This is a genomic window from Nocardia sp. CY41 (assembly GCF_009829325.1).
Lineage (GTDB): Bacteria > Actinomycetota > Actinomycetes > Mycobacteriales > Mycobacteriaceae > Nocardia.
The window spans coordinates 134257-155184 of the sequence record NZ_VUOS01000026.1 but is presented as its reverse complement, the minus strand read 5'-3'; the positions used below and the strand labels follow the sequence as shown (position 1 = coordinate 155184).

At 68.6% G+C, this 20928-nt stretch carries 17 protein-coding genes and 1 pseudogene; 3 read left to right on the top strand and 15 right to left on the bottom strand.

Annotated elements, in window-relative coordinates; genetic code table 11:
• Positions 1 to 88 precede the first annotated feature (88 nt).
• From GVY64_RS37355 to GVY64_RS28145, 5 genes are all read right to left on the bottom strand, one after another.
• Positions 89 to 634, bottom strand: a complete 546-nt coding sequence (locus GVY64_RS37355; protein WP_201298188.1) for a hypothetical protein — start codon at positions 632 to 634, stop codon at positions 89 to 91.
• A 282-nt stretch (positions 635 to 916) separates the two neighbouring features.
• Complete coding sequence (locus GVY64_RS28160; RefSeq protein ID WP_159847785.1) at positions 917 to 1216, bottom strand: hypothetical protein; 300 nt, start codon at positions 1214 to 1216, stop codon at positions 917 to 919.
• On the bottom strand, positions 1213 to 3348 hold the full coding sequence (locus GVY64_RS28155) for a hypothetical protein (RefSeq protein ID WP_159847782.1): 2136 nt from the start codon (positions 3346 to 3348) through the stop codon (positions 1213 to 1215). The genes GVY64_RS28160 and GVY64_RS28155 overlap by 4 nt, the downstream gene beginning before the upstream one ends.
• Before the next feature lie 6 nt (positions 3349 to 3354).
• Positions 3355 to 4467, bottom strand: coding sequence for a hypothetical protein (locus tag GVY64_RS28150; protein WP_159847779.1), 1113 nt, complete (start codon positions 4465 to 4467; stop codon positions 3355 to 3357).
• Positions 4407 to 5510: a hypothetical protein gene (locus tag GVY64_RS28145; protein WP_159847776.1), complete on the bottom strand. Its 1104-nt coding sequence runs from the start codon at positions 5508 to 5510 to the stop codon at positions 4407 to 4409. The genes GVY64_RS28150 and GVY64_RS28145 overlap by 61 nt, the downstream gene beginning before the upstream one ends.
• Before the next feature lie 276 nt (positions 5511 to 5786).
• Between GVY64_RS28145 and GVY64_RS28140 the strand changes: the two genes are divergently transcribed.
• Positions 5787 to 6344: a DUF4158 domain-containing protein gene (locus GVY64_RS28140; RefSeq protein ID WP_442939637.1), complete on the top strand. Its 558-nt coding sequence runs from the start codon at positions 5787 to 5789 to the stop codon at positions 6342 to 6344.
• 280 nt (positions 6345 to 6624) lie between these two features.
• Here the strand turns inward: GVY64_RS28140 and GVY64_RS28135 are convergent, their stop codons facing one another.
• The 8 genes from GVY64_RS28135 to GVY64_RS28100 all read right to left on the bottom strand — a co-directional run bounded on the left by GVY64_RS28135 (position 6625) and on the right by GVY64_RS28100 (position 13887).
• The gene (locus GVY64_RS28135; protein WP_201298187.1) at positions 6625 to 6879 is read right to left on the bottom strand and encodes a methyltransferase family protein; all 255 of its coding nucleotides are present in this window, start codon (positions 6877 to 6879) and stop codon (positions 6625 to 6627) included.
• Between the two features lie 48 nt (positions 6880 to 6927).
• A complete protein-coding gene (locus GVY64_RS28130) occupies positions 6928 to 8700 on the bottom strand; it encodes a sensor histidine kinase (protein ID WP_159847773.1) in 1773 nt (590 codons plus the stop codon).
• Positions 8701 to 8823: 123 nt separating this feature from the next.
• The gene (locus tag GVY64_RS28125; protein WP_159847770.1) at positions 8824 to 9480 is read right to left on the bottom strand and encodes a response regulator; all 657 of its coding nucleotides are present in this window, start codon (positions 9478 to 9480) and stop codon (positions 8824 to 8826) included.
• A 188-nt stretch (positions 9481 to 9668) separates the two neighbouring features.
• Positions 9669 to 10325 carry a DUF2267 domain-containing protein gene (locus GVY64_RS28120; RefSeq protein ID WP_159847767.1) on the bottom strand — a complete coding sequence of 219 codons (657 nt, stop codon included), beginning with the start codon at positions 10323 to 10325 and terminating at the stop codon, positions 9669 to 9671.
• 116 nt (positions 10326 to 10441) lie between these two features.
• Positions 10442 to 11326, bottom strand: coding sequence for a DUF302 domain-containing protein (locus GVY64_RS28115; RefSeq protein WP_159847764.1), 885 nt, complete (start codon positions 11324 to 11326; stop codon positions 10442 to 10444).
• A 68-nt stretch (positions 11327 to 11394) separates the two neighbouring features.
• Positions 11395 to 12402, bottom strand: a complete 1008-nt coding sequence (locus GVY64_RS28110; protein ID WP_159847761.1) for an Acg family FMN-binding oxidoreductase — start codon at positions 12400 to 12402, stop codon at positions 11395 to 11397.
• Positions 12403 to 12536: 134 nt separating this feature from the next.
• The gene (locus GVY64_RS28105) at positions 12537 to 12803 is read right to left on the bottom strand and encodes a hypothetical protein (RefSeq protein WP_159847758.1); all 267 of its coding nucleotides are present in this window, start codon (positions 12801 to 12803) and stop codon (positions 12537 to 12539) included.
• A gap of 88 nt (positions 12804 to 12891) precedes the next feature.
• Positions 12892 to 13887 (bottom strand): Acg family FMN-binding oxidoreductase, encoded by a 996-nt coding sequence (locus tag GVY64_RS28100; RefSeq protein ID WP_159847755.1) that lies wholly within the window; start codon positions 13885 to 13887, stop codon positions 12892 to 12894.
• Positions 13888 to 14047: 160 nt separating this feature from the next.
• Between GVY64_RS28100 and otsB the strand changes: the two genes are divergently transcribed.
• Positions 14048 to 18067, top strand: coding sequence for a trehalose-phosphatase (otsB, locus tag GVY64_RS28095; RefSeq protein WP_159847752.1), 4020 nt, complete (start codon positions 14048 to 14050; stop codon positions 18065 to 18067).
• 149 nt (positions 18068 to 18216) lie between these two features.
• Here the strand turns inward: otsB and GVY64_RS28090 are convergent, their stop codons facing one another.
• The gene (locus tag GVY64_RS28090) at positions 18217 to 19353 is read right to left on the bottom strand and encodes an epoxide hydrolase family protein (RefSeq protein ID WP_159847749.1); all 1137 of its coding nucleotides are present in this window, start codon (positions 19351 to 19353) and stop codon (positions 18217 to 18219) included.
• A 62-nt stretch (positions 19354 to 19415) separates the two neighbouring features.
• On the opposite strand from GVY64_RS28090, the pseudogene GVY64_RS28085 reads away from it, so the two are divergent.
• Positions 19416 to 20387 (top strand): annotated as a pseudogene (locus GVY64_RS28085) (helix-turn-helix transcriptional regulator).
• A 124-nt stretch (positions 20388 to 20511) separates the two neighbouring features.
• On the opposite strand, the gene GVY64_RS28080 reads toward GVY64_RS28085, so the two are convergent.
• Entirely contained in the window at positions 20512 to 20766 is a 255-nt protein-coding gene (locus GVY64_RS28080) for a hypothetical protein (protein ID WP_236567277.1), read from the bottom strand.
• Positions 20767 to 20928 lie beyond the last annotated feature (162 nt).

Here is a 20928-nt window from a genome sequence, read left to right as displayed (position 1 = left end):
GCCCTGCTACACCAGTACCGCCGCCTGGCCACCCGCTGGGAACGACGCACCGACATCCACCAAGGATTCCTCGACCTCGCCGCCGCCCTCATCTGCTGGCGAAGACTCCGCAACCGAACCTGATAGGAGCTCTAAGGATCGTGTCACCGGTACATAAAGCTCCCGAAACCGCAGTGGTAGGGATTGGCGTGGTGTAGCTTTCGCGCGTGATGAGGGAGCTTGACCAGGACGAGCTGATCGAACGGCACCCCGAATCCAAGGTCAGTTCGGCGACGACCTTCCCGTGTACCTCGGGGATGGTGCTGTTCAGGGTGGCCCGGCCGCGTGCCTTGCGGATCGATTGTGCCAGTCGAGTGTTGGGACCCCACGGCATCCTCGGGTCGGCATACCAGTCACCGTTACCGTTGTGGACACGCTGGCGGTAGGTGAGCAGCTGGGCGTCGAGGGCATTGCGCAGCACGATCTCGAACGATCCCAGCGTCTCATGCCAGGCCCCGGCGACCAGCTGATTCCACTCATACAGCCGCTCTCCCGCCGCGTCAGACCCAGCGACCTGCACGTAGCGGTCGAACCGGCCAGCAGACAAGAATCGCCGCAGATCCGCGGCCGACCATCGGGCAGGAGTCGTCGTCACGGTCGCCGAGGTTCTACTGGTAGACGCAATACCCCGGAACGATCCCTACCGGCCACCTCGGTGGTCAGGGCACATCACCGGGGTTCCTTTCTGTTCAAGGACCAATCCAAGGCTATCGGTGGTTTTCACGTCGTAGAGGTAGGTCGACCAGGGCGAGAATCACCCCCCGGGCGGCATCGTCAAGGACGCTAGAACGGCGGGAAGAAGTAGGCCCAGTACGCAGGGCAGCCCCGGAACCTTGGGTGTTCCGGGGCTCCCCTGCGTACTGGGTTCAGGTGTTGGTCAGATGTCCTCGATTCGGATCGTGGCGACGGTGAAGTACCGCACCGCGCCGGAGCTGGTGGTCTTGCGCCGCCACTCGCCGGTGCGGGTGTACCCGGCGGCAGTCAGCGCCTCATCGAGCGCATCGAGACTGCCTGGGGAGCCCGGGGCGGCGGGAACGAATTCCCACGAGCAGCTGACGTGCCGGCCGTGGATACTGCCGTCGTCGTTGTAGAAGAGCTCGCAGCTGTAGAGGTCGGCGACCGCGCCTTCGTGGTCGTCGAGGCGGGCGATGACGTGCAGGTCGATGTCCTGGTTCATCGGCCGACCTCGCCCTGGTGCAGCGTACGGATCCGCGTCCCGGACGGGCCGGACACCGCCGCCGGACGCGCCGCAGAGGGCTCCGGACGGGCGGTGCAGGCACGTTCAGGCGGATGCGCGAACCCAGCCTGGGCGATCTCGCGCTGGTTTTCGGCGTCGTGCTGACGCTGGGCGGCTTCGGTGCTGGAGTAGAGGCGGGCGGTCCATTCCTGCTCACGTGGAGTGCGGGTCTTGCCGTGCTTCCCGGCTTCGCGCACGCCCTGGTCGATGGCGGCGCGGACCTTCAGCCGGGTCGGTACGTCGGCCCCGGCTGCGCGCAGAGCCCGTCCCAGCTTGTTCATGTTCTCGTCGAAACTTTGGCGGTTCTCGGCGAGCAGGCCGGGGGTGTGCCCGCCGCGGCCGAGTGCGTCGATGTCGTTGCGCACCGCTTCCAGTGCCCATCCGGCGTCGGTGCGCGGCGCCATATCCACACCCGCTCCGATGATCTGCTTGGCCGTATCGGCGGCGTTGACGCTGATCCCGTGCGCGGTGTGGCCGTAGCGGCGCAGGTCGACCTGACGTTTGCTGCGTTCGTCCAGCAGCAGCAGTTCGGGCAGGTTGTGGTCGTCGACGCGTCCGTTGTCGATGTCGGCGACCAGCGCGGTCAGCGCGGCTCTCTCCGCGGGGTGCAGGCCCTGCTTGGTGAGCAGCGTGTCGATGACGGGGCGGTCGCGGCACATGTCGGTGAGCATGGCGTGGACGTCGTCGTCGAGCCGCAGCCCGCCGTCGGTGGCGTCGTTGGCGTAGGCGGTGACATCGCGGGCGTCGCGGGCGAAGTCGCGGACGCGGTCGGCCAGCTCGTCGCGGTCGATCCAGTCCGGCCACGGCTCCATCTCCGCAGCGCGACCGTCGCGGATCGCCAAGCCGATCTCCCGCACGCGCAGCTGGTCCTCAGGGGTCATCACGTCGACCTCACGGGCGATGACCGCGCCGAAGGCCTCCCCGCGCTCGGCGAACCGCTCCAGCAGCTCACCGACCCGGCCACGCACCTCGAGAGCAGGGTCGACCAGGATCGGGGTCTTCGTCAGATCGGCGCCACTGGTGTCCCCGCGCAGATAGTCCACGACGAACTCCACCCCCGACCGCGCCGAGCCCGACGCCCCGGCATCGGCGAGAGCGGCCGAAAGCTGCGCACGTCGGGACTTCTCAGTGGCCAGGTACATCTCGGCGCCGGCCGGGGTGGGGGGCTCGCCGTGCCAGGCCATCACCGCCTCCAGCACTCGGGCGTCCAGCGGCTGCGCCGAGAGCACGTCGACGGCGGCGGCCTGGCGGTCGTAGACGATGCTGGCCTCGGTGAACCGCTGCCAGGCTTCGGCGTCGAAGTCGGGGTCGATGCCGACTGTGTGGTCGTCGACGTCGATGACCACACCGAAGGTGCCGTGGTAGTGGCTGATCAGCTCGTCCATGCGGCGCGTGGCGACCTCCGCCAGCTGCGGATCCTGGCCCCAGACGATGGCGGCGGTCAGGACCTCCATGGTCGATTCGCGCCCGGAGTTCCAGCTGTAGCGGGTGAGTTGGGCTTCGGCCATCGCCCGCGCGCTGTCGATGTCGGTCTGGGCGTCGGTGTGACCCATGGCGGCGTCGGCGGCGGCCTGGTCGAGCTCGGCGGCCTGCTGCTCGGCTCGGCGCAGCGCCACCGAGGCCAGTAGATAGGCCATCTTCTGATCGTGGCCGGCGGGCACACCCAGCTCGAAGGCGTTGGTGTCGGACATGCGGGTTCCTCCCTGCGTTGTGGTGGTTTCGGCGTCCCAGGCGGGTCCGGGGTCGCCGGGAGCGGCCAGCTCGGCGCGGGAGATCCCCCGCCGAGCCGCCGCTTTGATCTGTTGTTCTGTCGTCGCTTTGGTGATGGCCGCCAACTGCGCAGGCGTGGGCACACGCTTGGGGGCGGCTTTGCGGACGTCGAACAGGTGCGCGAACAGACGTCGGCCGCGTCGTGTGCCGACCACCACCGCGGCCACGGCCTGCCGGTTGGGGCCCAGGCCCGCCGCCCGCAGCTGGCGGCGGGTCCGGAAGTGGGCGGGGACGAGCATCCACGGGTATTCCGGGATGTCGCCGCCCTCCGTACGATCGGTGGTGGGCTCCCCCTTTGTCATGACCGGTCAGCGGCGCATCCCGCGCTGGTCACCCCGCCCGCGCCGGTGCGCCCGGTAGGCACCGGGCTTGGTGGTGCGGGGCTTGAGCGTCGGGCGCGGTTTCGACGACACCGCCGCGTTGGGCGGCGTGGCGAATCCGGCGTCGGCGGCGACGCGCTGAGTGACCTCATCGGGGGTCAGCCCAGCGGCCTTCGCTACCTCGGCCAGCCCGGCGCGGCGTTCGTCGCTGTCGTACTCCGGCACCGACGCCCGTGCGGCGGTGAGCTTCCCGCCGCGGTCGGCCCACTGCGCGCGCACACGACGGGCCTGCTTGCCGACGATCGCGGACTCGGTGCGGGCCTCACCGAGCTGGTTGCGGACCTGGTTGCGCACCGCTTCGAGGACGCCGAGAGCATCCAACTTGGCGTCCAGCGCGCCGTCCAGGTCGCGCTGCTCGTAGTCGGCCATGTTCCAGCGCCCGGCCGCGAGCTGGGTGTGGGCGTGCACGAGTTTCGAGACGTCGTCGCGGGTCTTGCGGGCCACACCGTCGGGGACCTGGTGAGAGTCGAGGATCTGCTCGACCTTGCGGCGGTGGTTGCGTGCGGTGTCGTGCGCGATCTGATCGGAGCGGTCGGCATCGACCATCGCCGCGGTGCGGTCGTCGACGAACAGCAGCTCCGGCACCGCGGTACGTCCGGCCTCGATATCCGCAAGCACCGCACCGAGCTGGTCACGTTCGAGCTGGTGCAGGCCCTTGCCGTTCTTGATGGCGTACTCGGTGCGGCGCCGGTACTGGGCGGCCTTGTCACGCAGCTGCTTGCCGGTGACCGCGTCCAGATCACCGGCCTGAGCGGCGAGGCGTTCGACCTGTGGGGCCACGATCGCGTAGCGGCGCAGGGTGGCCGCCAGCTCGTCGCGGTCGACGTGATCGGGCCAGAGCGGCTTGAACTCCTTGACAGGATTGCGGCGGATCTCGCTGCCCCGGTCACGGGCGGTCTTCTGATCCTGCGGATCCATCAGCCCGACCGCTTCGGCCAGCCGCCGCTGCAGCCCCGCGGTGTCACGGCCGTGTGGCAACTTCACCTGGTAGTCCAGCAGCATCGTGTCGATGCGGTTTTTGACCTCCTCGCCCGGATCCACCAGCGGCTGTTCAAGTTTCCGCAGTGCGACGATGGTGGAGGCGTCGGCGGGGCCGGAGCGTTCCCGCTCGGGCCGGCGGCCGGGACCACCGAGTTCCTCGATCGGCACCACGTGGTGCGGTGGCCGATGAAGTGCGCGACCGTGCGCACCTTCAACCGGGTCTGCTCGTCCACGCCCTTTTCGGCCAGCTTCTTGGTCAGCTCGTCGAGCTTCTTGACCGACGGATTGACCCGCCACGCTTGGATCTCCGCGTACAACTGCTCCTTCGCCGGCTGGTCGAGCCCGTCCTGCTGGGCCACCAGCTCGACCATCCGGACCTGGGCCTTCTGCAGCCGCGCGGTCGCGGCGCGCTCGCCCTCGGCGGCGGCCAGCGCGTCAGCCAGCTGAGGCGCGGCGTCCGCGATGACCTGCCCGGTCTCGGCGTCGAGGCGGATGCCGTAGCGGTGCTGCGCGTGAGTATTGAGTTCCTGCAACGCCTCTGCCGGGACCCGGCTGTCGCCCGCCCACGCTGCGGCATCGTGCACCGCTGCGGCGATCTCGCTGCGGGAGGCGTTGTTCAGGCCGCCTTCACGCAGCTTGCGCAGCCGAGCCTCCACCGCGGCGCGTTCGGCCGCCAGCTTCGCTTCGGCCTCGCGGCGTTCCTTTTCGTCCTCATCGGCCAGGTGCTGGGCGAAGGCGCGGCGCTGGGCGGCGTGCTTGCGGGCCATGGTCAGCTTGTGCTGCATCAGCAGCTGCACGAACCGCGACCACTGCACGCCAGCATGGTCGATATCAGGGGTGTTGTCGGCCGGTGCGTCGTGCAGCTGCGGCGCGAGGAACTGTTCTCCCACGGTGGTTTCTCCTCCTGGAGCGGGTTGGGGCTCAGACGAAGCAGCCGAGACCGTGCGGGCCTCGGCCGCGGGAATCGGGGTCCTCGGCGCGGGCTCAGCGACCCGGCCGGTGACGGGGGTGAGCGGGTCCAAGCCCGCCACCGGTTCCAGCTCGCGGACCTCGTGACCACACGCCAGGTGGTCGGCGAGGTCCTTGCCGGTGGCGGCCTGCACGATGCGGGGTTCCGGTAGTAATCGCGCGAAAAACAACGAAGTTGCTTGGACCAGCGGTGATGGCTGGTTTGGGCTGCGGGGCAGCATGTTTGGTGCTTGGCTTGGCTGCCGGTGAGGTTGGGCGGCGTGGTGGAGGCTGGGTTTCGTGGCGACGCGGGTGTTCGCGGACGAGGAGTTGGTGCGTCTGCGGGAGTTTCCGGAGGTCAGCCGAGGAGTTGTTCCGGCTCTTCACGTTGACTCCGGCCGATATCGCGTTCATCGCGCCAGTGCGGGGGCGTGGACCGGCCACCGGTGGTGGTGGCGCGGTTGGCGGATCAGCTGAAAGTCGATGCGTCCCTGATCCGTTCGTACGGTCGGCGCGCGCAGACGGACCGAGCATCTGCGCCTGGTGCCCAGTATCTGGGCTGGCGCCCGGCGGGAGCGATGGAGTTGAAGGAGCTGAACGAGTTCTTGTTGGCGCGGGCGATGGAGCATGATTCGCCGTCGCTGTTGTTCCGGTTGGGGTGTGAGTATCTGATCTCGGCGCGGGTGATCCGGCCCAGCCCCGACACCATGGTTCGCCGCGTCGTGCACGCGCGTGAGCAGGCGCAACAGGAAACCTACGATCGGCTCGCGCACGAGCTGACTCCGCAACGCTGCGCCGAGCTGGACGCGCTGCTGGTCACCGATGCTTCGATCCGGATGTCACGGTTGCGGTGGTTGTCCACCGGCCCGGTGGAGGCGTCTGCGGCCGCGGTGCGCAACGAGGTCGAGAAGCTGGGGTTCGTGCGGGGTCTCGGCGCGGACACTGACCAGCAGCTACGCCAGTCGGGTGGCCCAGGGGAATCTCACTGACGCCTCAGTCGGACGCCTTTTCCCTCATCGCTCACCACGACAGTCGTCAGCTAACGCAGCAGAAGGTGGTTTAGCGCCTCCCTCGTGCAGGGCGACGCTGGAGGGCCGAGCATCCTCCATCTCTCACGCAGCACCGCTTCGAGAAGTTTCTCCTACATCTCCAGCCCCTCTCTACGTTCGTGACGCACTATCCGCCCGAAATTCGCCAGTCGGCGACCCCGGTTACTGACACCCGCCATCGCGGCTGGTCAAGGCAACTTCGTTGTTTTTCGCGCGATTACTACCGGAACCCCGTCAAGGTGTACCCGCCGGTGCCCGCACGCGACAGCACTCCGGCGGTCACCAGATGGTCGAGGAGGCGCCCCAGCGCGTCCCGGTCCGCGTCCACCACCGCGGCCAGCGCACCGGTGGTCTGTCTTCCCGCGGCGATGTGGTCGGCGAGCCGCAACGTCGCCGCCACCCGAATCGCCATCGGGGTCACGAGGTCGGCTGCTGCCCACAGTTCCCCACCCCACTGGCCCGAATCCTCCGCCATGGCCGCTCCTCGCTCGACGACAGTTGAGCCTCACGCGAGGCTTCGAGGTCAGCGCAACGGCACTTGCCAGCACAGCCGGGTGCCCGCGGGGCTCCCGTCCGGCCCGGTAGCGGCCGTGACGGTGAATGTGCCCGCCGCCTCTTCGGCACGCCGGGCCAGATTCGTCAGACCGCTCGGGGTGACGTCGGTGGGCATGCCGCATCCGTCGTCTTCGACGACGACAGTGAGGTCGTCGGCCACCGTGACTTCGATCGAGACGGCGTCGGCGCCGGAGTGGCGCACGGCGTTGCTGACCGCTTCGCGGACGACGGCTTCGGCGTGGTCGGCCAGTTCCGGATCGATCACCGACAGCGGTCCGCTGATGCGCACGGAGGTGCGGAGGTCGCTGGGGGCGGCCTGTTGCCGGATGGCTTCTTCGATGCGCTGGCGTACTCGCGTGCTGTGGCCGTCGCCGCCGTGCAGGTCGAAGATGGAGGTGCGGATCTCCTGGACGACGTCTTGCAGGTCGTTGATCGCCTCGTTGACGCGTTCGCGCACTTCGGGGACGCGGGTGCGGGGTACGGCGCCTTGCAGGCTGAGCCCGACGGCGAACAGGCGTTGGATGACGTGATCGTGCAGGTCGCGGGCGATGCGGTCGCGGTCGGAGAGGATGTCGAGTTCCCGCATGCGTTGTTGCGCGTCGGCCAGTTGCATCGCCAGCGCCGCCTGGTCGGTGAAGGCGGCGGTCAATGCGAGGATCTCGTCGTCGTAGGGCGCGGAATCGGCCGTGCGCAACGCCACCAGTACGCCCACCGTCGAGTCGGAGGTCTGCATGGGCAGCACGAGGGCGGGCCCGGCATCGGGGAAGATCTTGCCGAGATCGGCGCGGCGCGCGTCGTCCACCCGCTGGGGCGAGCGCTGCCGGAACGCCTGGCCGATCGTCGTGTCGCCCAATGGGAGCTGGAGCAGGCCTTGGTCCTGCGGGGCGCCCGCGGCGTGCGTGATCAGAAGTTCGGTGATCTCTTCGGGCGGGCTGTCGGGGTCCGGGACGACCGCAAGGAAGGTCCGCTCGGAGCCGGTGAGCCGTTGTGTGGCTTCGACCAGGTGGTTCAGGACGCGGTCGGAGGGGGTGCCTGCGAGGAATTCGGTGGTGATGTCGCGGGTGGCTTCGATCCAGGCTTGGCGGGTGCGGGCGGATTCGTAGAGGTGTGCGTTGTCGATCGCGATGCCCGCGGCGGCGGCCAGGGCGCGGACGATGACTTCGTCGTCCTCGGTGAACGGTTGCCCGCCTGCTTTCTCGGTGAGATACAGGTTGCCGAAGACCTCGTCGCGGATGCGGACGGGCACGCCGAGAAAGGTGCGCATCGGTGGATGATGGGCGGGGAATCCGACCGAGCAGGGGTGATCGGCGAGGTTGTCCAGGCGGATGGGTTTGGGCTGGCTGAACAACAGGCCGAGTACGCCGTGGCCTTGGGGTAGGTCGCCGATCTGCTCGCGAGTGGGTTCGTCGATGCCCTCGTAGATGAACTGGGTGAGCTGCTGGTCGTGGCCGCGGACGCCGAGGGCGCCGTAGCGGGCCTCGACCAGGGAGATCGCGGTGTGCACGATGGTGCGCAAGGTGCGGTCCAGGTCGAGGCCGGAGGTGACGGTAAGCATGGCCTCGATCAGGCCGTCCATGCGATCGCGGGCGTCGATGATCTGCTCGATGCGATCCTTGACCTCGCCGAGCAGTTCGCGCAGCCGTAACTGCGAGAGCGTATCGCGCACCGAATAGGCATCGGCCGACGCGTAATCAGTCGTCTCCGCTGCTCCCGGAACGCCGTCAGCGCGACTGCTCGCCATGGCTCCAGAATATTTCACCCGGTTCCGGAAATGAACGCCGACAGCGCGGGGAACGATGCGCGGTGTTTCACGGCATCGAACCGGCCCGAACCCGGCCACGCGCCGAACAGCCCGCGTCGACGGTCAGAAGTCGAGGGTGGAGCCGGACGGCCGGGACCGGAGTTTGGACGCGTAGACCGCCGCCTGGGTGCGCCGTTCCAGGCCGAGCTTGGCCAGCAGGCGGGATACGTAGTTCTTCACCGTCTTCTCGGCGAGGAACATGCGCTGAGCGATCTGGCGGTTGGTCAGTCCTTCGCCGAGCAGATCGAGAAGTCTGCGTTCCTGGTCGGTGAGCGCGGCCAGCGGACCGTCGTGGTGGGTGTTGGCGCGCAGACGCTGCATCAACGCAGCCGCTGCGCGGTTGTCCAGCAGCGAACGCCCCGCGCCGACCTCCTTGATGGCTTCGGCCAGCTCCATGCCCTTGATGTCCTTGACCACATAGCCGCTGGCTCCGGCCAGGATCGCGTCCAGCATCGCCTGTTCGTCGGTGAACGAGGTGAGGATCAGGCAGCGCAGATCATCGAGCCTGGACAGCAGTTCGCGGCACAGTTCGATGCCGTTGCCGTCGGGCAGGCGCACGTCGAGGACGGCGACGTCCGGCCGGAGCGCGGGGATGCGGGCGAGGGCTTGGGCGACATTCCCGGCTTCGCCGACCACGGAGAGTTCCGGGTCGCCGGAGAGCAGGTCGGCGAGGCCGCGGCGGACGATTTCGTGATCGTCGACCAGAAACACCGTGATCATCGAGTGTCCAATCCGGGAGCAGGTGTGGGGTCGACACTACGCATCGGGCGCGTCGCCCGGTACGGACCAAAGTCCTTTCCCGCGCGGCCACCGGTTCGCACGGGCGTGGTCACCTCACCGGCGCACGCTGCGGGGAGCTGGACGTGCGGCGTGTCGGGGCGAGACCGGGCGAAGCCGGCAGCGATCGGTCAGGGTGTCGTCGCGTCGGAGCGGGTGAGTCCTTCGCCGATGAGGATCCGGTGGATCTGCTGGGCGGCCGATACCTGCGCGGAGTCGGCCGGCGCGCCACCGGAAAGTCCTTCGAGGCTGTGGGCCAGGACCGCCACCGCGTCGGTGAGCGCCTGGAGCCGGGCGTCGACTTCGTCGAGCCGAGAAGATTCCGGCTGCGCCACCGGCGCCGCGTCCTGCAACGGCCCCGCGAGGTCGCTTCCGCGCAATACCGCGCGCAGATCCTCCGGCAGCAGCGCGAAGACGTGATCGAGTTGCCCTGGCGAGAACAGATCGGCCAGCGCATCGGTCACCGCGCCCGCCAAGGCGTAGGCCTCGTCCCGGGACACGCCTGCTTCCTGCGCGAACTGATCGATGAACGAGGGCACGTCGTGCGCGACGGGAACGTGCGCGGGCACCCAGCCCTCGTAGAAGATCCCGCGCAGCAGTTCGGGCAGCTGGGCGCTCAGGTGCGCGGCCGCGTTGACACCGATGCGGTCACGCACGGTGTGCAGCCAAGCCCGTAGGGCACGGTGCGCGAAGGCCCGGTCTTCGGTGGCCAGTCCGTCGGTCAGCGTGCGCAGCCACTCGTGCGCGGTGTGCACCGCGGGTGCGAGAGGGTCGCGGTGGTAGCTCATGACGTGTGCCTTTCACGATGGATCGTGGTTGATATCGACGAGACTTCTCGTCCGGTCCCGGACCGGTGAGAGGCGTCGTACCCGCACCGCCGGGACCATGGTCACACCGAGGCCGATCACGTCGGCGCGGGCGCCGAGTCGCGAAGACCGCTCAATGCCGCGGCGAGCCGCCGCCGCATGTCGCCCGCGAGCGACCGCAGCCCCGATTGAGCGGTGACACAGACCAGCAGTTCGGGATCGGCGGCCTCGACCAGCGTGCCGGCATCGGCCGAGCGCACCACGACACCGCACGAGAACGTCGCGCCCGCATGCCGATCTGTCAGCAGTGCGCGGTAGGTCAGCTCGGGGTCGCAGACGACGAGCATCGAGTAGTCCTCGATCTGCTCGCCGATCTGCTCGCGCAGGGTGGACTGAAGGTCGACTTCGGCGAGCACCGTGAGTCCGGCACACCGTAAGGCTTCCCGGGTCCTGTGCACCGTGTCCTCGAACGGGGCGTCGAGATGGATCGCGACAGTCGCTGCCGGGGCGACCGGCAATCGGATCTCGGTGAGCAGCCGACGCGGGTCGGTGACCTCGTCCGGACCGATCAGATAGGCCTCGGTGGGCGGACCGATCGGCCGATAGCCGCCGTCGCGCATCCACTCCCGCAGCGCCTGGTAGGCCGCGCCGAGGTCGCGATAGCTACCGCGATGGCAGGTGCGGGCGACAAGGGTTCCCGGCAGGACGACCACTTGCGCGCCGGAACCCGGCCCCAAGTTCGGCGCGGGCTCCACGGGAACGCCGAATTCCACCGCCACCGATTCGCCCTCGGGCACATCGTGGCGGAATGTGATCGTCGGGGCGCCGCTGGCGGTCAACCCGGCATACCGGACCATCCGGGACACTTCCCGCATTCCCTCGGCGATGTCCTCACCGAGCAGGCTGGGGTCGGGACGGAGTTCGCGTGGCATCCGCAACACCGTTTCCGGTGCCGACTCCACCAGTGCGACCTGGTATTCCATCGCATCATCCTCGATTCGTCGTGCGACTGGCGCGGGCCTTGCCGGGCACCGCCGCAGGGGGCAGCGGTTCAGTGGGCGGCCGTGACCGTGAAGGTTTCCGTCACCGGTCGGCGGGGGGTCGGCGGGATCGTGTCCGTGTCGTCGGGCGCGGAGCCGACCCGAAGAAGTACCTGCGAGACCGCCGGCCGGGGAACGAGGCTGCTGAGCAGCCCACGGGTGGTGGGCAGTTCGGTGATGTGGGTCAGCGCACAGGTCGCCAGGCCTGCGGCCGTGCACTCCAGCAGCACGGCCGACAGTGCTTCGCCGGTGCGCAACCACTGCGTCACGGAGTCCGCTTCGGTCGCGAGCACCACCAGTCGCGCTCGATCATCGAGTCGGGCGCGTCGCGACGCATGCGGGGCCGGAGGGAACGCGCGCGCGACTCCGACTCGGGCGAGTTCCGCGTCCGACACCAGCGCGGAGGCGGGCACGCCCTCGGGCGCCTCCGAATGTCCTGCCCACCATTCCAATTCGGTTTGATAGAGCAGGTCGTGACGGCGTAGTGCGCCGACTTGCCCGGACGCGGCGGCGAGCCGGGGCCGGGCGCTGTCGTCCAGCACGCTGAGTTCCACCTCATGTGGTGAGGTCAGCATCCGCAGCCGGGGGAGGAGGTCGGCGAAGCCTGCCGGTTCGGTCATCGGCAGCCGATCGGTGCGGCGCCGGTCGATGGCGAGCGCCCGGGTGTGGATGGCCTCGGGCGGGTCGGGCCAGCGCCGGAATTCGATCACCGCGAGATGGTCGGGTCGCTGCCGGTCGGGTACGCGCGTGGTGTCGGTGTGCCAGCCCTGATCCGCGAAGGCGGTGCGCGCGTGATGCAGCACGGCTCCGCAGCTGATCACCAGTTGGCGGCCGTGCGGGTCGGTGGAGGGCAGCAGGCGGTCGGCGTCGGTGTACAGGTGCAGGCGCGTGCCGTCGAACACCCAGCGCCACGGCTGGGTGTTGTGCACCGAAGGAGCCCGGGAGGCGAGGCGCAGCGCAGCCAGGAGGTCTCGGCGCTCGGGTACCGAGCGAGCGGGTGCTTCATCGTTCGCGGTCATGCTCCCAGCCTCCGCGTTCCGGCTCCGAGGGGATACGGGCGTTCCGCCCGTGATACGAGGTCCTTGGTCCCTCTGGTATCTGTCGCGGCTTCGGGGGCTGGTACGGGCGCCACGGTGGTGTTCTTCATGGCGTCCTACTCCTCGGTCTCCGGCATACGGGCACGCAGGATCGCCACCCCCCACCACAACAGCCGGACCGCGAGAGCGGCATAGACCACGACACCGAAGTACACCAGGCTCGCGCCGTAGTCGCGGGCCCAGTCGGGAAGCATCACGACGAGCGCCACGAGCATCCCGAGCAACATGATCGAAGCGAGCACCACCGCGGGGACCGCCAAGGGCACGGCCTCCGGGTCCGGTTCCCCGTCCGGCGGGCGTCGGGGAATGAGACGCGGTGACATAGAACACAGCTTGCTCGGGCAGTGCGGCCGACGGGAGGGTACTGCTACCCGGAAAGCATGGGTCGAACGTCCCGCTGCCGGTGCGGTCTCAGTCCGCCCGCTCCGCGGACCCGGGCATGGCGAGGATCTCGTCGAGTGGGCGGCGCGGCGTCTGAGGGGCGTGTTCGGCAGTGGCGGGTGTCGAGCCGACACGAACCAATACTTGTGGAACCTCCGAGCCATCCAGCAGCGTGCGGACGGCGGCGCGGCTCTGCGGGACTTCGGTCAGGTGGGTGAGCGGGCAGGTCGCGTATCCGGCGAGGGTGCATTCCAAGAGCACCGTGGAGAGCGCCTCGCCGCAGCGCACGAGGTCTTCGGCGGTGTCGTCACCGGTGGACAGGACGAGAATGACCGAATGGTCGTCGGCGACCTCCTCAGGCTGGTCCCCGGTGACGGTGGGGAACTTGCGGCCCACGCTCACGTGCTGCCGTTCCTGCTCCGAGATCAGAGCTTCCTCGGGTACCCCTGCGTCGGCGATGACGTGCCCTGTCCACCACTGGAGTTCGGCGTGGTAGCCAGGGTCGTAGCGGCGCAGCGACGCGCTCATCTCCGATGCCCGGGCCAACGTGGGGCGGCTGTCGTCGTGCAGCACGGTCAGGGTGGCGTCGGCGGGATCGACGGTGCTGCGCAACACGGTTTCGAAATCAGACCATCCGGCGGGCGCCGCGAACGGCAGCCGGTCGGTGTGCCTGCGCAGGATCGCGTCGGCGCGGGCACGGTCCCCTTCGGTCACGAAGCCGGCCGGTCGAAACGTGATCGTGGCCAGATGAGTACGCCGGTTCGGGTCCGGGAAGCGTGCGACGAGGATCCGCCAACCCGCCGCGGCCATGGCCGCGCGGAGATAGCCCAGTGCTATGCCGCAGCTGATCAGCATCTGGCGCCCGGCGGTGTCGGTGGCCGGAAGTCGGCGTTCGGGCACGGCGAACAGCCGTAGCGCGTGGCCGTCGAAGGTCCAGTGCCAGGGCTGGCTGTTGTGCAGCGACGGCGCCCGGCCGGCGAGGAGGACGGCCTTCTCGATGGTCTGTCCGGTGGGTAGCTCGTTCATATGGCCGACGCTAGGTGTCCGTCGCCGAGGGGAAAGGAGTCGTTGGTCCCCGATTTCGCCGCTGGTGGCCCCATGTCACGCGGCTGTTGCGGACTTTCGTCCCTGGACGCGGCGCCCGCGGTTCGGTCAGGCTGGGACTGTGGGTAACGGTGTGCCGGGAATGCCGCAGATTGATTCACGCCGCCACGACGCGGTGATCTTCGATATGGACGGGGTGGTGACCGACACCGCGTCGATGCACGCCGCGGCGTGGACGGAACTGTTCGACGATTTCCTCACCAGCCGCCCGGCCGGGGCCGGACAAGACCGTTCACCGTTCACCGAGACCGACTACCTGCGCTTCGTCGACGGCAAACCCCGCTACGAGGGCGTGGCGGACTTCCTCGCCGCGCGCGGCATCGCCCTGGCGTGGGGTGCCGCCACCGATCCGGAGACGGCCGAAACGGTCTGCGGGCTCGGGAATCGCAAGGATCGGCATTTTCTCGAGCGCGTCGCGCGGGACGGTGTCCGGGTATTCGCGTCCACCGCCGACCTGGTTCGCCGCCTGAACGAGGCGGGAATCGGCACCGGCGTCTTCTCCGCCAGCCGGCATTGCGCGCAAGTGCTCACCGCCGCCGGGGTCGCCGGCTTGTTCACGGTCCGGGTGGACGGCAACGATGCCGAGCGGTTGCGCCTACCGGGAAAGCCCGATCCGGCGATGTTGTTCGAGGCCGCGCGCCGGTTGGGCGCCGAGCCGGATCGGACGGTTGTCGTGGAGGATGCCGAGGCAGGCGTCGCGGCCGGTCGCAGCGGCGGCTTCGCGTTGGTCATCGGGGTCGACCGGCGGGCGAACACGGATCGGCTGCTGGCGCGCGGAGCCGACGTCGTCATCGACGACCTGTCCCGGGTGCGGCTGCGCGGGGGCTTCCGGCGAATGTCGGAGGTTCCGGATGTCGGGGCGGACCGGGCGGGAATCGCCGAGCGCCTCGGTGCCGGGAGGGTCGCGGTCCTGCTGGATTTCGACGGCACCCTGGCGGATATCGTCGCCGATCCCGCCGCCGCGCAACCCGTGGCCGGTGCGGCGGACGCGCTGCGGGAACTGTCCGCGCAATGTCCGGTCGCGGTCGTCAGCGGTCGCGATCTCGCCGATCTGCGTGCCCGCGTCGGCGTCGGCGGGATCTGGTACGCGGGCAGCCACGGCTTCGATCTGATGGCCCCGGACGGCACCCGTCACGTGCATGATGCCGCGCCCGGCGCCGAAGCGGCGCTCGCCGCGGCAGCCGGTGCACTACGCCGTCGATTGCGGGAGGTCCCCGGAGTTCTGGTCGAGCACAAGCGGTTCGCGGTCGCCGTGCACTACCGCAACGTGGCGGCGGAAGAGGTCGGCGCAGTGGTCGCAGCGGTGCACGAGGAAGGACACGCGGCACGGCTGCGCGTGACCCACGGCCGCCGCGTCGCCGAACTGCGCCCGGACGTGGACTGGGACAAAGGCACCGCGGTGCGGTGGATTCTCGACCATCTCGCCGCCCCGGCGCTGCCGATCTACCTCGGTGACGATCTGACCGACGAGGACGCCTTCGACGCGGTCGAATCCGATGGCCTCGCCATCGTGGTGCGCCACGACGAGAACGGTGACAGGCACACCGCTGCCCGATTCGCGATAGCCGGGCCGGAGCGGGTTCGCGACTTCCTCGATCGACTGGTCCGCCGGCTGCGCACCGAAACGGTTGCGGCAGTGCCGGAGTCGTGGACGCTGCGCTTCGACGGTTACTACCCGAGCCGGGAGAAGCTCCGCGAGGCACTGTGCACGGTCGGCAACGGCTACTTCGCTACCCGTGGCGCCGCGCCGGAATGCGGGGCGGGGGCGGTCCACTACCCGGGCACCTATGTCGCCGGGGTCTACAACCGCCTTCGCGACACGATCTCCGGTCACATGATCGACAACGAGAGTCTGGTCAATCTGCCGAACTGGCTACCCGTGACCTTCCGGATCGAAGGGGACGACTGGTTCGATCTCGATTCGGCCGAGTTGCTGGACTACCGGCAAGAATTCGATCTACGCCATGCGGAACTGACGCGGCACGTGCGGTTTCGCGATCATTCGGGACGGATCACCGCGGTGACGCAGCGCCGCTTCGCCGCCATGCATCGGCCGCACCTGGGCGCGCTCGCGATCACGATCACCGCCGAGAACTGGGCGGGGGCACTCACCCTCCGCTCGGCGGTCGACGGCTCGGTACGCAATCGGCTGGTGCAGCGGTACCGGGAGCTGTCGGATGTCCACCTGGTGCCCGAGCGTGCCGTCCACCTGTCCGAGAAATCGGTGCTGCTCGCGGTGCGGACCTCCGCCTCGGGCATACCGGTGGCCGTCGCGACCAGCACCGTTCTGCGCCGCGGCCGGGAGCCCGTCGACGCGACGAGCGAGGCATTCCGGGAGGACGGCCGGATCGGACACGAATTCACCGTGGCCCTCGCAACCGGCGAATCGGTGACCATGGAGAAGATCGTCGCCGTGTTCACCGGGCGCGATGGGGCGGCCGCCGCGCCGGACGACGAAGCCACGCGCTGGATCGATACCGTCGGGGGATACGCGGATCTGTTCGAGGGACATGCCGTCGCCTGGGAGCATTTGTGGGCGCGGCTGCGGATCGATCTCGACGGTAGCGAACAGTCGGCCCGGATCGTGCGCCTGCATCTTCTGCATTTGATGCAGACATTGTCGCCGAACACCGCGGATCTCGATGTCGGGGTGCCCGCGCGCGGCCTGCACGGTGAGGCCTATCGCGGCCATGTGTTCTGGGACGACCTGTTCGTGTTCCCGGTGCTGAATCCGCGCTTTCCGAACACGACTCGTTCGTTGCTGCGCTACCGCTATCGCCGCCTGCCCGAGGCGCGGCGAGCAGCGATGGAGGCGGGGCTGGCCGGGGCGATGTTCCCATGGCAGTCCGGCAGCGACGGGCGCGAAGAGAGCCAGCGGTTGCACCTGAATCCGCTGTCGGGGCGGTGGAATCCGGATCCCAGCCGCCGCGCCCACCACATCGGGATCGCGATCGCCTACAACGTCTGGCAGTACTACCAGGCCACCGGCGACCTCGAATTCCTCGTCGAATGCGGCGCGGAACTGCTGGTGGAGGTCGCGCGGTTCTGGTCGAGCCTGGCGGAGTTCGACCCCGAGCGTGGCCGCTACGTCATCCGCGGTGTGATCGGCCCCGACGAGTTCCACTCCGGCTATCCCGAGGCGCCCGAGGCCGGTATCGACAACAACGCCTACACCAACGTCATGGCCGCCTGGGTGATTTTGCGGGCCACCGACGCGCTGGCTGTCCTGGCCCCACGCGAGCGGTCGGAATTGCTGGAGACGCTGTCGGTGCAGCCCTCGGAGCAGCGGCACTGGCAGGACGTCGCCCGGCGCATGTATGTCCCGTTCCACGACGGCGTCATCAGCCAGTTCGAAGGATATGCGCTACTGGCCGAACTGGATTGGGAGCACTACCGCCGCCGCTATGGCGACATCCAGCGGCTGGACCGGATCCTCGAGGCCGAGGGCGACGACGTCAACCGCTATCGGGCCGCCAAACAGGCGGATGTGCTGATGTTGTTCTATCTGTTGTCGGCCGACGAACTGCGAGAGCTGCTGGGACAGCTCGGGTATGAGCTGCCAGGGGAGATGATTCCGCGGACCATCGACTACTACCTGGCACGCACTTCGCACGGCTCCACACTCAGCGCGCTCGTGCATGCCTGGGTGCTGGCGCGGGCCAACCGGGATCGCGCCGTGGAATTCTTCGATCTGGTGCTCGGTTCCGACGTCGCCGACATCCAGGGCGGGACCACCGCGGAGGGCATTCACCTCGCGGCGATGGCGGGCAGTGTCGACCTGCTGCAACGCTGCTTCACCGGGATGGAACTGCGCCAGGATCGCCTCGTGTTCTGCCCGTACTGGCCGCAATCGCTGGGCGCTTTGTCGTTCCCGATGATCTACCGCGGTCATCGGCTGAGCGTGCGCGTCAGCGGGCACGGCGTGGAGGTCAACTCCGATCCCGGCGTGGCGCCGCCGATCGAAATCATCTGCCGGGATCAGACCGCACGACTCGAGGCGGGAAAGACGCTCCGGTTGCCGCTGGACTCGGAAGCGGCGCCTCAGCGGGAGGTCGGCTCGGTGACCGAGTGGTCGAGACGACCGACCCCGGATCCCCGTTGACATCTGCGGCTCACAACATGAATCATCTGATTCAAGTTGGAAGGGCGTGCCGCCCGGCGTCGTGTACGGAGCCCCTTCCGTCATGGTGAAAGGTTGCCCAAGATTCCCGCCCTCGCCAACCGTCTGCGGAAGTGACACCGATACCCGCCCTACTTGCGATAGGCGCTGAATGTGGCGCGCAGGTCGCCGATGATGAGGTCGGGTTCTTCCATGGCGGCGAAGTGGCCGCCCCGGTCGAATTCGGTCCACCGCACGATGTTGTGGTTCTGTTCGGCGATGCGGCGCACCGGGGCCCCGATGTTGTGCGGCAGAACTGCTACGGCGACCGGAACGGCGGTGTAGGGCTCGGGCGTTCCCCAGGTGGCGGCGCCCTCGTAGTAGTAGCGTGCCGAGGAGCCCGCGGTGCCGTTGAGCCAGTAGATCATGACGTTGGTCAGCATCGCGTCGCGGTCGACGGCGTCCTCGGGAGCGTTCGTGGAATCTGTCCAGTCCTTGAATCGTTCGACGATCCAGGCCAATTGCGCGACCGGTGAATCGGTGAGCGCGTAGGACAGCGTCTGCGGGCGGGTGGCTTGCAGCATCGCGTACGCGCCGAGTTCGTACTCGTAGCGGCGAGCCAGCTCGACGGCACGCTGTTCGGCCGGATCGCCGGGGTCGGCCGTCTCGAGGGTGGCCGAGGCCATATCCGTCAGGTGTACGGCGACGACGTGCTCGGCATCGATCGCCGCCAGCTCACGGGAAATGGCTGCGCCGGTGTCTTCACCGTGGGCGGCGTACCTGTCGTAGCCGAGGCGAGCCATCAGCACCGCCCAGGCCCGGGCGGCCCGCGTGGTCGACCAGCCCACCGCGGGGCCGGACAACCCGTACCCGGGGATGGTCGGCACCACGACGTGAAAGGCGTCCTCGGCGTTGCCGCCGTGCGCCACCGGGTCGGTCAGCGGCCCGATCACGTCGAGGAACTCCACGATCGAGCCGGGCCATCCGTGTGTGAGCACCAGCGGCAGCGCGTCGGGCTCAGCCGAACGGACGTGGATGAAATGCACATGGTGGCCGTCGATCTCGGTACGGAACTGCGGGAAGGAGTTCAGCCGGGCCTCTTGGGCGCGCCAGTCGTAGGTGTTGCGCCAATAGTCGGCCAGTTCCCTGGTGTAGTCGAGTGGAATGCCTTGCGCCCAGCCCGCCCCCGGGGCCGAATCGGGCCAGCGGGTGGCATCGAGCCGTCGATTCAAATCGTCGAGCTGCTCTTGGGGGACGTCGATTCGGAAGGGAGTGATCTCTGTGCTCATGGAAATCACCCTAGGATCGACCTAGGACACCTTCCGTCCTAGGTTTCGGGCAGAATTTCGGTGTGTTGGAAACCTCGGCCAGACTGCTCGACCTGTTGTCGCTATTGCAGACGCCCCGCGACTGGACCGGCGCCGAACTCGCCGAACGCTTGCGGGTCGATGTGCGGACCGTCCGCCGCGACATCGGCAAGCTGCGCACCCTCGGCTATCCCGTGCACGCGGTCGCGGGCGCGGCCGGATACCGATTGGGCGCGGGAGCGCAGCTGCCCCCGCTGCTGTTGAGCGATGACGAGGCCGTCGCCGTCGTCCTCGGGCTGCGCACCGCGGCGGGTGGGACCATCGCAGACATCGAGGAGAGTTCGCTGCGGGCGCTGGCCAAACTGGAGCGGATCCTTCCGACCCGCCTGCGCCACCGCGTATCGGCCCTGCAGGCCGCCACCGTCAGCCTGCCGGCCGGAACCCCGGCGGTGGACCCGGACGTGCTGACCGCTATCGCCGCCGCGATCCGCGACCGCGAACAGCTCCGCTTCGACTACCGCACGCACAGTGGGACCGAAATCCGCCGGGCGGCAGAACCGCATCGGCTCGTGCACACCGGCCGGCACTGGTACCTGGTCGGCTGGGACGTCGATCGGGCCGATTGGCGCACATACCGTGTCGACCGCCTGCGTCCGCGCGTACCGAACGGCCCGCGGTTCAGGCCGCGCGAGGCGCCGGAGCCGGGCCTGGCCGATTTCGTATCCCACGGCGTCAGCACCGCCCCTTACCGGTACCGGGCACGCATCACCCTCGACGTACCCGCAACCGTGGCCGCCGCACGCATCGCACCCACCGTCGGTCTCGTCGAGGCGATCGATGACGGACACTGCCTGCTGCACACCGGCTCCAACTCGCTCGACGAATTGGCTGTTTAAATAGGGCTCTTCGGCTTCGGATTCCGAGTCCACGAACCCCCCGAACTCATCGCCCACTTGCGTGCACTGGCAGACCGTGTCACCGAGGCAGTCTCTTCCGAAGATCGACGACGGCACTGAGTGTGTATCCCACTTGCCGGGCCGTTCGACCGATGACGAGAGAAGCCCTGCACGGTACGTGAGAGCGAGTTCGTCGTACCTGGTGGCGATGGGGCAGTGTTACTCGATTCTGTCGAAGGCGCGTTCAGGGAACGGCGGTGAACAGCTCGTAGCTGTGGCCGTCGGGGTCGCGAACGTAGACCCCACGCCCGCCGGCCAGATGGTTGATCTGCCGATCCCATCCGTGTTCCGGGCCGGAGCCGTACTCGACCGCGGGCCACGTCGTCAGCCGCCCGAGCACGGCGTCGAAGGTGTCGTCATCGACGAGGAAGGCGTAATGACCGGGCTCGACCCGCCCACGATCGTCGAAGTCGAACGTCAGATCGTCATTGACTCTCACGGGCATGAACGGCCCGCTCGGAGCGGATACCGCCAGCCCCATGAGCTCAGCGAAAAATATTGCGGAGGAATGCTTATCGGTCGCCGGGACGATCGTGTGATTGAGAACGATGGACATCGCCGTCTCCTGTGTAGCGGACCCGAAAATGGTCACCTGTATGCG

Bases quoted from the DNA above. Each gene is read 5' to 3' on its own strand.
- GVY64_RS28160 (WP_159847785.1), bottom strand. From the start codon at position 1,216: ATGAACCAGGACATCGACCTGCACGTCATCGCCCGCCTCGACGACCAC.
- GVY64_RS28155 (WP_159847782.1), bottom strand. From the start codon at position 3,348: ATGACAAAGGGGGAGCCCACCACCGATCGTACGGAGGGCGGCGACATC.
- GVY64_RS28135 (WP_201298187.1), bottom strand. From the start codon at position 6,879: ATGGCGGAGGATTCGGGCCAGTGGGGTGGGGAACTGTGGGCAGCAGCC.
- GVY64_RS28130 (WP_159847773.1), bottom strand. From the start codon at position 8,700: ATGGCGAGCAGTCGCGCTGACGGCGTTCCGGGAGCAGCGGAGACGACT.
- GVY64_RS28125 (WP_159847770.1), bottom strand. From the start codon at position 9,480: ATGATCACGGTGTTTCTGGTCGACGATCACGAAATCGTCCGCCGCGGC.
- GVY64_RS28120 (WP_159847767.1), bottom strand. From the start codon at position 10,325: ATGAGCTACCACCGCGACCCTCTCGCACCCGCGGTGCACACCGCGCAC.
- GVY64_RS28115 (WP_159847764.1), bottom strand. From the start codon at position 11,326: ATGGAATACCAGGTCGCACTGGTGGAGTCGGCACCGGAAACGGTGTTG.
- GVY64_RS28110 (WP_159847761.1), bottom strand. From the start codon at position 12,402: ATGACCGCGAACGATGAAGCACCCGCTCGCTCGGTACCCGAGCGCCGA.
- GVY64_RS28105 (WP_159847758.1), bottom strand. From the start codon at position 12,803: ATGTCACCGCGTCTCATTCCCCGACGCCCGCCGGACGGGGAACCGGAC.
- GVY64_RS28100 (WP_159847755.1), bottom strand. From the start codon at position 13,887: ATGAACGAGCTACCCACCGGACAGACCATCGAGAAGGCCGTCCTCCTC.
- otsB (WP_159847752.1), top strand. From the start codon at position 14,048: ATGCCGCAGATTGATTCACGCCGCCACGACGCGGTGATCTTCGATATG.
- GVY64_RS28090 (WP_159847749.1), bottom strand. From the start codon at position 19,353: ATGAGCACAGAGATCACTCCCTTCCGAATCGACGTCCCCCAAGAGCAG.